This window comes from Geodermatophilus sp. SYSU D00779 (assembly GCF_054050595.1).
On the sequence record NZ_JBJGZQ010000009.1, the window covers coordinates 49,903 to 62,904 of the forward strand.

At 74.9% G+C, this 13,002-nt stretch carries 14 protein-coding genes; 6 read left to right on the forward strand and 8 right to left on the reverse strand.

Annotated features, from left to right (window positions below):
• Nucleotides 1-87: 87 nt before the first annotated feature.
• Nucleotides 88-663: a DUF1360 domain-containing protein gene (locus ACI79G_RS09130; protein ID WP_456880817.1), complete on the reverse strand. Its 576-nt coding sequence runs from the start codon at nt 661-663 to the stop codon at nt 88-90.
• Nucleotides 664-851: 188 nt separating this feature from the next.
• Here ACI79G_RS09130 and ACI79G_RS09135 point away from each other — a divergent pair, with 188 nt between their 5' ends.
• Nucleotides 852-1,385 carry a hypothetical protein gene (locus tag ACI79G_RS09135; RefSeq protein WP_456880818.1) on the forward strand — a complete coding sequence of 178 codons (534 nt, stop codon included), beginning with the start codon at nt 852-854 and terminating at the stop codon, nt 1,383-1,385.
• Nucleotides 1,386-1,725: 340 nt separating this feature from the next.
• Complete coding sequence (locus ACI79G_RS09140) at nt 1,726-2,124, forward strand: STAS domain-containing protein (RefSeq protein WP_091217271.1); 399 nt, start codon at nt 1,726-1,728, stop codon at nt 2,122-2,124.
• Nucleotides 2,125-2,265: 141 nt separating this feature from the next.
• Here ACI79G_RS09140 and ACI79G_RS09145 read toward each other — a convergent pair whose 3' ends face one another.
• Nucleotides 2,266-3,288, reverse strand: a complete 1,023-nt coding sequence (locus ACI79G_RS09145) for a DNA topoisomerase IB (protein ID WP_456880819.1) — start codon at nt 3,286-3,288, stop codon at nt 2,266-2,268.
• A gap of 58 nt (nt 3,289-3,346) precedes the next feature.
• The gene (locus tag ACI79G_RS09150; protein ID WP_456880820.1) at nt 3,347-5,203 is read right to left on the reverse strand and encodes a SpoIIE family protein phosphatase; all 1,857 of its coding nucleotides are present in this window, start codon (nt 5,201-5,203) and stop codon (nt 3,347-3,349) included.
• Between the two features lie 233 nt (nt 5,204-5,436).
• Here ACI79G_RS09150 and ACI79G_RS09155 point away from each other — a divergent pair, with 233 nt between their 5' ends.
• Complete coding sequence (locus ACI79G_RS09155; RefSeq protein WP_456880821.1) at nt 5,437-5,934, forward strand: ATP-binding protein; 498 nt, start codon at nt 5,437-5,439, stop codon at nt 5,932-5,934.
• Nucleotides 5,931-7,022, forward strand: a complete 1,092-nt coding sequence (locus ACI79G_RS09160; RefSeq protein WP_456880822.1) for an RNA polymerase sigma factor SigF — start codon at nt 5,931-5,933, stop codon at nt 7,020-7,022. The genes ACI79G_RS09155 and ACI79G_RS09160 overlap by 4 nt, the downstream gene beginning before the upstream one ends.
• A gap of 165 nt (nt 7,023-7,187) precedes the next feature.
• On the opposite strand, the gene ACI79G_RS09165 is transcribed toward ACI79G_RS09160, so the two are convergent.
• Together ACI79G_RS09165 and ACI79G_RS09170 are read right to left on the reverse strand one after the other, a co-directional pair.
• Nucleotides 7,188-8,375, reverse strand: coding sequence for an SPFH domain-containing protein (locus ACI79G_RS09165; RefSeq protein ID WP_456880823.1), 1,188 nt, complete (start codon nt 8,373-8,375; stop codon nt 7,188-7,190).
• A 94-nt stretch (nt 8,376-8,469) separates the two neighbouring features.
• Nucleotides 8,470-8,913: an NfeD family protein gene (locus ACI79G_RS09170; protein WP_456880824.1), complete on the reverse strand. Its 444-nt coding sequence runs from the start codon at nt 8,911-8,913 to the stop codon at nt 8,470-8,472.
• Between the two features lie 86 nt (nt 8,914-8,999).
• Here ACI79G_RS09170 and ACI79G_RS09175 point away from each other — a divergent pair, with 86 nt between their 5' ends.
• On the forward strand, nt 9,000-9,737 hold the full coding sequence (locus tag ACI79G_RS09175; protein ID WP_456880825.1) for a hypothetical protein: 738 nt from the start codon (nt 9,000-9,002) through the stop codon (nt 9,735-9,737).
• Between the two features lie 38 nt (nt 9,738-9,775).
• Nucleotides 9,776-10,240, forward strand: coding sequence for a hypothetical protein (locus ACI79G_RS09180; protein WP_456880826.1), 465 nt, complete (start codon nt 9,776-9,778; stop codon nt 10,238-10,240).
• A gap of 62 nt (nt 10,241-10,302) precedes the next feature.
• On the opposite strand, the gene ACI79G_RS09185 is transcribed toward ACI79G_RS09180, so the two are convergent.
• Genes ACI79G_RS09185 through fabG form a run of 3 tightly spaced genes read right to left on the reverse strand, consistent with a single transcriptional unit; the run spans nt 10,303 to nt 12,989 of the window.
• Nucleotides 10,303-11,466: a ferrochelatase gene (locus ACI79G_RS09185; RefSeq protein ID WP_456880827.1), complete on the reverse strand. Its 1,164-nt coding sequence runs from the start codon at nt 11,464-11,466 to the stop codon at nt 10,303-10,305.
• A gap of 45 nt (nt 11,467-11,511) precedes the next feature.
• The gene (fabI, locus tag ACI79G_RS09190) at nt 11,512-12,285 is read right to left on the reverse strand and encodes an enoyl-ACP reductase FabI (RefSeq protein WP_448618667.1); all 774 of its coding nucleotides are present in this window, start codon (nt 12,283-12,285) and stop codon (nt 11,512-11,514) included.
• Nucleotides 12,285-12,989: a 3-oxoacyl-[acyl-carrier-protein] reductase gene (gene fabG, locus ACI79G_RS09195; RefSeq protein WP_456880828.1), complete on the reverse strand. Its 705-nt coding sequence runs from the start codon at nt 12,987-12,989 to the stop codon at nt 12,285-12,287. The genes fabI and fabG overlap by 1 nt, the downstream gene beginning before the upstream one ends.
• Between the last annotated feature and the right edge of the window lie 13 nt (nt 12,990-13,002).

Below are 13,002 nucleotides of genomic sequence, written 5' to 3' on the forward strand. Positions count from 1 at the left end.
GGAAGGCGGGCGGTCAAGATCAGCAGGATAGGGCCGTGGCCACCCGTCCGGCAGGTCGAGCGGCGCCACCTCCTCCGGACGGAGGAGTCACTGCACGCCGGACTCCTCCTCGCCCTCGGGAGCGAGCGCACCGTTCTGGATCGCGTCGTAGATGAACTGCAGGACGTCCGAACCGGCGACCAGGGTCATGGTCAACGCGGCCAGGCGGGTGGCCTTCGGTGCGGTCACATAGCCGAAGACGAGTCCGGTCGCCACCCACTGCGCCAGGCAGAACGGGCACGTGAGCAGCTCCCCGACGGCGTGCTTGACGCCGCCGTGCTCGCGGACCTCCTCGGCGACCTCCGCATGGCCCGAGGGGCCCTGGAAGGTCGTGAACGGCGCCCGCAGCGGGCTGGTCACCGGGTCCTTCGCGATCCGACGGGCCAGCCGGAAGGTGGCCACCGCCAGCAGCGCCGCGTCGCCCGGCGGGATCCGTTCGGGCAGCTCCCGTCCCGAGGCGCGGACGGCGGCGGCGCCGGCCGACACCAGACCGAGGTAGACGCCCATGGCGCCCAGGTCACCGCCCAGCGGGCGCGGCTCCCCCTGCGTGTACTCGCGCTTCTGGTGGCGGGCCCAGCGGCGGACCGGGGCCCCGATCCGCTGGACCTCGTCTGCGATGGCCATGGGAGGCGCGCTACCCACTCCCGCTGGCGCCATGCGGAACAGGCCCGACCGGTGTCCGCGAGCGGGGTCACGCATGGGGCGGGGTCCGACGGGTAGGGCGAGATCACGACGCCGGTCGCCCGACCGGTTCCCCGTCCACGACGGACGAGCGTGCGCGAGGCGGACGCACGCAGAACGGAGGCACCCCCATGACCGAGGCCGACCCGAACGACCGCGGAGCTGTCCACTCCGCCCTCAACGACAGCGAGTTCCCCGACGACGAGCGGGGCCTCACCGGGACCCGCGACGACGTCCGCGGCGACACCGGGGCCACCGGTCCCGAGGGCCAGACCGCCCGGGACGTCTTCCCCGAGGACAACGGCGTCCCCGACGTCTCGCAGGACGACTTCCCGACCATGCAGCGGTCCGAGGACCCGCAGTTCGCCCCGGAGCCCGGCGATCGGGAGAGCCACCAGACCGTCGACTTCGGCACGACCGCGTTCGAGCAGTCCGAGGGCGCGTCGCTGTCCGCGCGCCTGGAGGAGGAGATCGCCGACGACGTCCCGGACGTGCGCCCCGCCGAGGACCCGGCCCGTGGCGTCGGCCAGCTCGAGCAGGACTACGACACCACCCCGGACAGCGACTCCGGCACCAACCGCACCGCCGACGACGTCGAGGCCAGCCTCGACCCGGTCGTCGGCGGCGAGGGCCCGGAGGAGTCCGCGATGCACGTCGTGGACTGAGGGAGGACCACCCTCCCCCCACGCCTCGCAGGCTCAGGCGCAGGGCCCCTGGAGGGTGGCCCGACTCGCCACCGACTCGTGATGCCGTGCCTCCTCCTTCCGAGGGCACGGCATCACGAGTTGGTGGCGGTCGCCGGGGGGCGGGTTGGCGGGTTCGACCTCGGATGTCTACGTTGATGGTGCGGTTGAGCAGGCAGCCGCGGCCGCGCCGGGCGACCTCCCGGTACGGACACGAACGACGACGTGCGTGTCCGGGGGCCACGACATCCGGGGGGCCGCGCAGCGGTAGATTGACCGGCGGTCGTGCCGCCGGGTACTGCCGTTGAGAGGAGCTCAGCCCGTGACCACATCCGACCTGCCTGCCGAGGGGCAGCCCGACGTGTCGACCGAGGGCACGGACGCACCCTTCGACGACGTGATCACGCTCTCGACCTCCACCGGCGAGGACGGCGCGGTCACGGTGACGGTCGTCGGCGAAGTGGACACGTTCACCGCCCCGGTGCTCCGGTCGTCTCTCGACACCCAGCTCGAGCAGCAGCCCAAGGCCCTGGTCATCGACCTGTCGGGCGTCCAGTTCCTGGGGTCCGCCGGCCTGGCCGTCCTCGTCGAGACGCAGAAGTCGGCCCGCTCCCGCGACGTCGACCTCCGCCTGATCGCCACCACCCGCGCGGTCACCCGCCCGCTCGAGGTCACCGGCCTGATCGACCTGTTCACCATCGTCGACGGCAGCGCCCGCTGACCTGCTGAGCCGGAGCGGGCCCCGCGCCCACACCCGGACCCCACGACGAGAGGCCCCGCTCCGGCGGGGCCTCTCGTCGTTGCGGCGGCTGCCTCCCGGGCACCGCCCCGAGCTGGCGAGGGGTGGGGAGGAGGGATCCTCTCAGGCGCTGAGCAGCCGGCAGACCGCCTGCTCCAGGGTGCGCTGCACCTCGCGGTCCCCCTCGGCCCCCGCCGCCTCCGTCAGCGCGTCGGCGATGGTCTCCCCGTCCTCGTAGCGGTCCACCACCCGCGGGTCGACGTAGCTGGCCTTGCAGACCGCCGGGGTGTTGCCGAGCTGCTCGGAGACCTCCTTGTAGGCGGCGTTGACCGTCCGCTTGCGCGCCGTCTTGCTGGTCGGTGGCGGAGCCGCAGCCAGCGTGGCGGCCATCTGCACCGTGGCGTTCCACGTGCGGAAGTCCTTGGCGGTGATCTCCGCGCCGCTGATCTCCTTGAGGTAGGCGTTCACCTCGGTGCTCGTCACGTCGTGCCAGGTGCGGCCGCCCTCGGCCGGGTCGTCCACCCAGTAGCCGAGCAGCTCCTCCCCCTCGTCCGCCGGACGCCTGAGCAGCTCGCGGACGACGTCGGCCGTGGGCTTGTCGGTGAGCTCCAGCTCCCGCTCGATGCCGCCCTTGGCGGTGTAGGAGAAGAAGACCCGCTCGCCGCGGACCCGCACGTGCTCCCGGCGCAGCGTGGCCAGCCCGTAGGTGCCGTTGTCCTCGGCGTACTGCTCGCTGCCCACGCGGAAGGCGCCGAGGTCCAGCAGCCGGACGGCGGTGGCGAGCACGCGCTCCCGCGTCAGCCCGCTGCCGTGGATCGCGTCGACGACGGCGTCGCGCACGTCGGGCAGCTGGTGGGCGATCTCCAGCACCCGCTCGTGCTTCTCGGCGTCCCGCCGCGCCCGCCACTGGTCGTGGTAGCGGTACTGCCGACGGCCGGCGACGTCCACCCCGGTGGCCTGGATGTGCCCGTTGGGCCAGGGGCAGATCCACACGTCCTTCCAGGCCGGTGGGATGGCCAGCGACCGCAGCCGCTCCAGGCGCTCGTCCTTGATGAGCGCCCCGTCCTCGTCGTAGTAGGCGAAGCCGCGGCCGGCCCGCCGGCGCCGCCATCCCGGGCCGTGCACGTCGCTGCGGCGGAGTCTCACGCCCAGAGGATGGGCACCGCCGGCGTCCCGCAAACGCGGGGGGACGGCGGTTCCCTCCTCAGCGCAGCTCGACCAGCCCGCCGAGCCCGCCGATCTCGAGGATGTGCCGGGTCACTCCGCCCTCGGGTGCGTGCACGACCAGCCGCCAGCCCTCCTCACCCGCGATCCGGGCCATCGCGAGGACGACGCGCACCGCCGCACTGCTGAACAGGGTGACCGCCGTCAGGTCCAGCTCCACCCGGCCGGTTCCTCCGTGGCTGGCCTCCAGCAGCCGGATGCGCAGCTGCTCGGCGCCGACCATGTCGACCGCGCCGGACGCCCGCACCACGGGGCACTCGCCACCGCGGTCGACGACGACCTCCGCCGCGCTGCTGCCGCCGTGCCGGCCCTCGTCCTCCTCCGGACTGCGGCGCAGCCGCATGCTCAGCGTCACCGTCGTCCCGTGCTCGCCCTGCAGCACGACGCCGTCGACGAGCTGCCGCATGATCAGCAACCCGCGGCCGCGGTCGCCGGGGTCGCGGTCCGGCGGGCGCCACCGGCCCTGGTCGCGAACGGTGACGGTGAGCAGCCCGTCGACGTCGACCGCCGCGGTCACCTGCATCCGTCCCGGCTCGACCCCGCGGTAGGCGTGCTCGGCCGCGTTGGCGGTGGCCTCGCCCACCGCGACCATCACGCCGACCCGGTCCTGCTCCCCCATGCCCAGCCTCGCCAGCCAGGCACCCAGGTGCCGGCGGACCGTCGGCAGCGCCGCCGGGACGGCGGGCAGGTCGAGTTCCAGCGGCTCGGTGGTCTCCGCCCGGCGGTGGGCGACCAGGACGGCGATGTCGTCGGGGTGCTCCTCGGCGCCCAGCAGCCCCTCGACGATCGCCGCGGCCAGCTCACCCGGCGCGTCGCCCTCCAGGGCGCCCGGCCCGGTGAGCGCGGCGCGCGACACCTCGGCCAGCCGGTGCAGGCCCTCCGCCGACAGCGCGCCGGAGGCAGCCACCGCGCCGTCGGAGAACAGCACGAGGGTGGAGCCCTGCGGCAGCTGGGCGGTGGCCGCGACGCTGGGCGCGCCCGGCAGGGTGCCCAGCGGCGGCCGGGGGGCCAGCGGGAGGAACTCCGCGCTGCCGTCGGCCCGGACCAGCAGCGGAGCCGGGTGCCCGGCCGCGGCGTACACCAGCCGCCCGGTGGCCGCCTCCAGCACCCCGTAGAAGACCGAGGCGCCCTCGACGTCGTCCATCTGCCCGGCGAAGGCGTCGAGCGCGGCCACGACCGCCGCGGGCGAGGGGTCGCGCAGCGCCACCGAGCGCATGGCCCCGCGCAGCCGGCTCATCGCCCCGGCCGCGGGCACCCCGTGGCCGACGGCGTCGCCGACGACCAGCGCCAGCCGACCACGCCCGAGCGGCACGGCGTCGTACCAGTCGCCGCCGGCGGCGTGCACCGAGCTGGCCCGGTGGTAGCTGCCCGACAGCCGCACGTCCGGGAGCAGCGGGAGCGCGGGAGGCAGCAGCGAGTGCTGCACCTGGTCGACGACGTCCCCCTCGGCGATCCCGGTGGCGGCGTGCTCGCAGTCGGGGCGGTCGGCCTCGACCAGCACGAGGACGCCGGGCTGCCCGTGCACCTGCAGCGGCTGCAGGACGACGGTGGCGGCCCGGCCGTCGGGGTCGGAGGCGCCGTGGACCGTCTCGGCGTGCCCGCTGCGGGCGACCTCACCGGCCAGCTCGGCGACGCGGTGGCCGGTGACCGCGGCGAGGTCGCCGGTGGCCGTGCCCAGGTCACGGGCGCGCGCGTTGGCCCAGACCGGTGCCAGCCCGGGTCCGGCGAGGCACCAGATGGCGGTGGAGGAGCTCTCCAGCGCCGCGACGAGCGCGGCACCGCCGGCGTCGTCGACGGGCGCGGGCCCTGAGGGCGGGCTCTCCTGACTGGTGTTCATCCCAGGCCAGCGAACCGCAGCCCACAGGCCCCTGCAACCGCGCCCACCGGCCGTGTGACCTGGGGTTTGGCGGCTGCCCGCGCCGGGGTAGCCCTCTCCGTCAGGCGCACCGCCCGGCGGCGCCGGGGAGGCCGCCGCGGCCGGTCGGGCAGGATGGGTGCGAACCGCGCGGACCGGGGTCTCCAGGGCGCTCGGCGCGCGGGCGCGATGCGAGGATGAGGAGCGTACGACGGATGGTGGACTCGAGGGGTGCCCTCACGCAGGACGGGCGGCGCGCCGAGCGACTGGAACTGCGGGTGCCCACCACCCCGACCCAGCTGCCCGCCGTGCGGGCCATGGTCGGTGACCTGGCGATGCGGATGGACTACGACCTCGACGCGGTGGAGGACCTCCGACTGGCCGTGGACGAGGCCTGCGCGACGCTGTCGGCGATCGTCTCCGACGACCGCCGGCTGACCGTGGTCTTCGAGACCACCCGCCGGGGCCTGCACATCGACGCCTGGGTGCCGACCACCGAGGGCACCGACGTCCCCCGCGACGGCTTCGGCTGGGCGGTGCTGCACACCCTGGTCGACGAGGTCGAGGCCGGTCCCGCCACCCAGGCCACCGTGCCGGCCGGCGACGGCACCAGCTCACCGGTCGCCGTGATCTCCATGGACAAGTACCTGCCGGGACAGCACCCGGACCAGCGGCTCGGGGACGCGGGCCAGAACGTCTCGGTCGCGCGGTGACCGGGGCGCCAGCCCCGGAACCCCGGACCGTCGAGGAGGACACCCTGCGCGACGACGAGTTCCCGACCGGCCGCCGCGGCACGGAGGGAGAGGTCGCGTCCGAGGAGCAACCCGTCGTGGTGCCCGACCCGCGCAGCGAGGTCGTGCCCGGCCCGGACGCCGGCACCCCGGTCGGGAGCGACGTGGCGGACGAGGACACGGCGGACGCCGACGCGGAGCTCGAGGACGACGTCACCGAGGACGCCGACTCCGAGGACGAGGAGTCCGACGAGGACGACGAGACCGCGTCGGGCGACACCGGCTCCTCCGGCGCCGCGCCCGTCTCGGAGAACCGGCGGCGGGCGGAGCGCACCGCGCCGCTGTTCGCCGAGCTGGCCACCCTGGACAAGGACGACCCGCGCCGTGAGCGGCTGCGCGAGATCCTCGTCGAGGAGCACCTGCCGCTGGTGCGGCACTTCGCCCGCCGGTTCAGCAACCGCGGCGAGCCCTTCGACGACCTGCTGCAGGTCGGCACCCTCGGCCTGATCGCGGCCATCGACCGGTTCGACCCGAGCCGTGGGGTGGAGTTCCTCTCCTTCGCCGTCCCCACCATCACCGGCGAGATCAAGCGGCACTTCCGCGACCAGGGCTGGTCGGTGCGCGTCCCGCGGCGGCTGCAGGAGCTGCACCTGTCGCTGAACGCGGCGGTCGGCGAGCTGGCGCAGAAGAACGGCCGCGCGCCGACGCCGTCGGAGCTGGCCGAGCACCTGGGCATCCCGCGGGCGGAGGTGCTCGAGGGCCTCGCCGTCGCGAACGCCTACCGCAGCAGCTCCCTCGACGAGCGGCTCTCCGGTGAGGACGACTCCCCGACCCTGGCCGCCACGCTCGGCGAGGAGGACGCCGCGCTCGAGGGCGTGGAGTACCGCGAGTCGCTGCAGCCGCTGCTGGCCACCATCCCGGCGCGGGAGCGGCGGATCCTGATCCTGCGGTTCTTCGGCAACATGACCCAGTCGCAGATCGCCGCCGACATCGGCATCTCGCAGATGCACGTGTCCCGGCTGCTCAGCCAGACCCTGGCCAAGCTCCGCGAGGGCCTGCTCAAGGACTGAGGGAGGCCCCCTGCCCCCGCCACCCGCGAGCAGGCGGCGGGACCCTGCAGGGGGCCGGCCGCTGGCCGTGTCCCGGTCGGGAGGTCCTCCGGACCCCGCGACCGGGACACCCCGGCCGGGTGCCGTACCCGGCCGGCACCGGACCGCGCGCTGTCGCGGGTCGGGTCAGCTCGACGGCTGCGGGTTCTCGCCGGCGGCCTCGTGCTCGGCGGCGCGGGCCAGTGACGTCGTGTCCGGGATCGCCGGTGCCGGCACGGCGGGCGCGGTGTCGGCGATGCTCGTCAGCTCGATCTTCGCCTCGGGCTGGTCGGCGGCGCGGGGCAGTGCCGACTCGAACCAGCCCGACGTGTCCAGCTCGGCGGCCGGCCGGCCGGCACCGTCCGCCGACCCGTCGACGTCCATCCAGGACCGCCCGTCGCCGTCCGCCCCGCCCAGCTTGGCCAGGCCCTCCAGGGCCTTGCTGAACTCGCTCGGGACGATCCACATCTTGTTCGCGTCGCCCTGGGCGATCTGCGGGAGCGTCTGCAGGTACTGGTAGGCCAGCAGCCCCTGGTCGGGCTTGCCGTCGTGGATGGCCTGGAAGACCGTCTCGATCGACTTGGCCTGGCCCTGCGCCTGCAGGAACAGCGCCGCGCGCTCACCCTCGGCCCGCAGGATCCGGCTCTGCCGCTCGGCCTCGGCCTCGAGGATCGCCGCCTGCTTCTTGCCCTCCGCGGAGAGGATCGCCGAGGCCTTCTGCCCCTCGGCGGTGGTGATCGCCGACTGCCGGGCACCCTCGGCCTGCAGGATGATCGCCCGCTTGTCGCGGTCGGCCCGCATCTGCTTCTCCATCGAGTCGCGGATGGACGGCGGCGGGTCGATCGCCTTGATCTCCACCCGGGCGACGCGCAGACCCCAGGGCCCGGTCGTGCCGTCGAGCACCTCGCGCAGCTGGCTGTTGATCCCGTCGCGGCCGGTCAGCGCGCCCTCGAGGTTCAGCCCGCCGACCACGTTGCGCAGCGTCGTCGTGGTCAGCTGCTCCATGCCGGTGATGTAGTTGGCGATGCCGTAGACGGCCAGCCGCGGGTCGGTCACCTGGAAGTAGACGACGGTGTCGATGCCGACCTGCAGGTTGTCCGAGGTGATCACCGGCTGCGGCGGGAAGGAGACCACCTGCTCGCGCAGGTCGATCGTGGCCCGTACGCGGTCGATGAAGGGCACCAACAACGACAGGCCCGGCGAGAGCGTGCGGCTGTAGCGGCCGAGCCGCTCGACGACCTTGGCCTGCGCCTGCGGCACGATCGTCACGCTCTTGGCGACGACGACCACCACCAGCAGGGCGATCACGATCAGGGCGATCAGTGCGGGTGTCACGGGAACGCTCCCTCCTCCGGGTCCAGTCGCCGATCCTGCCCGGCTCCGGTGACGATGCGGTCACGGCGCGACGCGCGATCACCCGTGGGAGGCGCTACTCCAGTTCGAGGGCGTCACCGACGACTGCGGTGGCGCCGTCCACCTGGAGGATCCGCACGGTCGCGCCGACCGGGAAGTGCTCACCGCCGTACTGGCTGCGGGCGGTCCACTCGTCGGCACCGAGGCGGATGCGCCCCCCGTGCCCGTCGACGGCCCGGGTCACCTTCGCGGTGCGGCCGACGAGCGCGGCGACGCCGTCGGGCTGCTCGGGGGTGCCCTCGGTGAGGTGGCGCCTGGCCAGTGGCCGCACCACCGCCAGCAGCAGCGCCGAGACCACGACGAAGGCGACCAGCTGCAGGACGACGGGACCGCCGAGCAGCGCGACCCCGACGCCGCCGAGCGCGCCGCCGGCCAGCATGAGCAGGAACAGGTCGCCGCTGGCCAGCTCACCGGCGGTGAACAGGCCCGACGCGATCAGCCACAGCACCCAGGCGTCCACGTCCGCACTCTCCCAGATCCGGACCGCGCTGTGATCGATCGCGACCGGATCGTCATCTCGGCCGGGGCCCGGCATAACCTCGCCGGGTGCACGACTTCCCCGCGGGCCGGTTCGCGGTGTGGGCGACCGCCTGGCTCACCGGCCGCGCCTCCTACGACGACGCACTCGACGCCCTGGTCGGCGACACCGCGCACCGGGTCTGCGGCCTGCCCGGCACCGACGCGGCGGTCCCCCTCGGCTGGGCTCTGAGCGCACTGCGCGGCGCCGGCGAGCACCGCGTCCGGCTGGTGCTGCCGGTGCCCGGCGACGTCCGGGGGCTGCCGCGCGTCCCGGGTCTGGCCGAGCTGGCCGTGGAGGCCGGGCAGGCCGCCGTCGGCGAGCGGGTGGCGCTGGTGCCCGAGCCCCTGGGTCCCGAGGTGGTGCAGTGGACGGCGTTCGACCTGACCGGCGCCCCTCCGGTGCCGCCGCCGGTCGAGGGATCGCTGCGCGCGGTGTCCGGCGCGCTCGACCTGGCCGTCGGCGACGCGGCCCGCACCCTGGCCGGGCTCGACCTGGCGCGGTGGCACCCCGAGGTGCCGGCGCTGCTGGCCGGGCTGGCGAAGGCCGCGCACGTGCCGGGGATGCCGCCGGGCACCGACCCGGTCGCGATGGCCCTGCTGGCGCGCGCCCAGCGGCTGGCGAGGGTGCTCGACCTGGCGCTCACCGACGCGCCCGGCGGCGCGGTCACCCACCGCCAGGCCGCGGCCCGGGACGACGCGCTGCGCCCGCTGGGCGACGCCGTGCGCGAGGCGGTCACCGCCGCCTACAACGCCGTCCCGAGGTGACGGACCGCTCGGCCCCCACGAGTACCTCCGACGAGACCATGGCGCAGATCGTCGCCGCGGTGGAGCTCGGTCGTGGCGGTGCACGTGCCGAGGCGCGCCAGCGGCTGACCGGCCTGTGGGAGCGGGTGGGGCCCGACGGCGACCCGCTGCACCGGGTGACGCTCGCCCACTTCCTCGCCGACCTGCAGGACGACGTCCGGGCGGAGCTCCGCTGGGACGAGCGAGCCCTGGCGGCAGCGGGCGCCCTCACCGACGAGCGCGCACGACAGCACGACGCGGCACTCCGGGTGCGCGGCGTGCTGCCGTCCCTGCACCTCGACCTCGCCGACTGCCTCCGCCGGCTCGGCGATGCGCCGGGCGCACGGCGGCACCTGGCAGCGGCGGCGTCGTCGATCGACGAGCTCACGGACGACGCCTACGGGCGCATGGTCCGCGCCGGCCTGTGGCACGTCCAGGAGGCGCTCGGGGCGGGGTCGACCGAGCCGCTGCCCTCCGCGCCCTGAGCGGCGGATCCCGCCGAGTGGGGCCCGGAGGGCTCCGCGCAGGCGGGATGCAGCGGCTCAGCTCAGGCCGGGGACGGCTCCTGGCCGCGGCGGGGGCCGGTAGGCCGACGGACGAAGCAGCAGGCCGCCGGGCAGTTGGTGCCCAGCCGCGGCGGGGTGCCCGACCGGCGCTCCTCGACCAGCTCGCGGACCATCGCCACGAACGCCGGGTGGGTGCCCGCCGTCCCCGCCCGGACGAAGGCCATGCCGAGCTCCTCGGCGGTCTCCTCGGCCTCGTTGTCGAGGTCCCAGATCACCTCGACGTGGTCGCTGACGAAGCCGATCGGGAAGACGACGACGGCCTTCTCGCCCGCCGCGGCCAGCGCCCGCAGGTGGTCGTTGACGTCGGGCTCGAGCCACGGCACCGACGGCGGGCCGCTGCGCGACTGCCAGACCAGGTCGACGTCGCGGCCGGGCACGACCGCGTCGACCACGAGCCGCGCCGAGCGCAGCAGCTCGGCCTGGTAGGCGCCGCCGTCCGGCCCGGCCACCGCGGCCATGGTGTCGGGGATGCTGTGCGCCGTCGCGACCAGCCGCGCGGTGTCCCGGAGGTCCTCCGGCAGCGAGGCCAGCGCGGCCGCCAGCGCCTCGGCGTTGGCCTGCACGAAGCCGGGGTGGTCGCCGTAGTGCGGCAGCTTCTCGGCGGTCGGCCCGCCGCCGGGGGCCGCACCCGTGAACACGGAGCGGGCCCGGGCGACGTCCTCGTGGTACTGCCGGCAGCCCGACCAGGAGGCGAACCCCGACGTGGGGAAGACGTAGACGTGCTCGATGCCGTCGTCGGCCATCTGCTGCCAGACGTGCTCGACGTAGGGCGACCAGTTGCGGTTGCCCCAGTAGACCGGCAGGTCCAGGCCGGCGTCGGCGAACTCCTGCTCGACCGCCGCGGTCAGCGCCCGGTTCTGCTCGTTGATCGGGCTGACCCCGCCGAAGTGCATGTAGTGCTCGGCGACGTCGAGCAGGCGCTCGCGCGGGATGCCGCGGCCGCGGGTGACGTTCTCGAGGAACGGCATGACGTCGTCGGGCCCCTCCGGGCCGCCGAAGCCGAGCACGAGCAGCGCCTCCCGCCGTCCGGACGGCGCGGGGTCGGCGGACGGCGGCGTCCCGCCGTTGTTGCGGACGGCGAGCGACGGGTCCTCGTCGGGACGCTGGCCGGCGGGCGTGATGTCGACGTCGGTCTGGAGCGGCACGCTTCCCCTTCTACCCCAGGCCGCGGGCGGATGCGGCGAGACCTCTCACACGCCGACGGCGTGGAAGCCCCCGTCGACGTGCACGATCTCCCCGGTGGTGGCCGGGAACCAGTCCGACAGCAGCGCGACGACGGCCTTGCCGGCCGGCTCGGTGTCGGTCACCGACCAGCCGAGCGGGGCGCGCGCCTCCCACGCCTCCTCGAACTGGGCGCTGCCCGGGATGGACTTCATCGCCATGCTGCGCAGCGGACCCGCGGCGACGAGGTTGACCCGCACGCCCTCGGGGCCCAGCTCCCGGGCCAGGTAGCGGGAGGTGGACTCCAGCGCCGCCTTGGCCGCGCCCATCCAGCCGTAGACCGGCCAGGCGACGGTGGCGTCGAAGGTCAGGCCGACGACCGACGCCTGCTCCCCGAACAGCGGCCGGCAGGCCTGGGTGAGCGAGGCCATCGACCAGGTCGACACCTGGAACGCCGTCGCCGCGTGCTCCCAGGCGACCTCGGGGAAACCCTCCCCCATCGCCTCCTGCGGCGCGAAGCCGATGGAGTGGACGACGCCGTCGAGGGTGTCGCCGACGTGCTCGCGCAGCCGGTCGGCCAGCGTGGCCAGGTGCTCGGTGTTCGTCACGTCGAGCTCGACGACCGCCGCCTCCTGGGGCAGCCGCTTGGCGATCCGCTGGCACAGCGACAGCGCCCGGCCGAAGTTGGACAGGACGACGGTGGCGCCCTGCTCCTGCGCGATGCGCGCGGTGGCGTAGGCGATCGAGGCCTCGGTGAGGACCCCGGTGACCAGGATCTTCTTGCCCTCGAGGATGCCGCTCATCAGTGCCCCATTCCCAGTCCGCCGTCGACCGGGACGACCGCCCCGGTGATGTAGCCGGCCGCGTCGCTCGCCAGGAAGCGCACCACGCCGGCGATCTCCTCCGCCGAGGCGTACCGCCCCAGCGGCACCTGCCCGAGGATCTCCTGCTGCCGCTCCTCCGGCAGCGCGGCGGTCATGTCCGTCTGCACGAAGCCGGGGGCCACCACGTTCGCGGTGATGCCCCGGCTGCCCAGCTCGCGGGCGATCGAGCGTGCGAGCCCGACGAGCCCGGCCTTGGACGCCGCGTAGTTCGTCTGGCCCGCCGAGCCCAGCAGCCCGACCACCGAGGAGACGAAGACCATGCGGCCGCGACGCGCGCGCACCATCCTGGCCGCGGCCCGCTTGGACACCCGGTAGGCGGCGGTGAGGTTGGCGTCGAGGACGTCGGTGAAGTCCTCCTCCTTCATCCGCATGAGCAGCCCGTCCCGGGTGATGCCGGCGTTGCTCACCAGGACCTCGACCGGCCCCTGGTGCTCCTCGACCTCGGTGAAGGCCCGGTCGACCGCCTCGGTGTCGGTGACGTCGCACTGCACCGCGAACAGCCCCTCGGGGGCGCCGCTGCCACGGTGGGTCACCGCCACCCGGTCGCCCTGCTCGGCGAACGCGCGGGCGATCGCCAGCCCGATGCCGCGGTTCCCACCGGTCACGAGCACCGATCTCGCCACGTGCCACACCCCC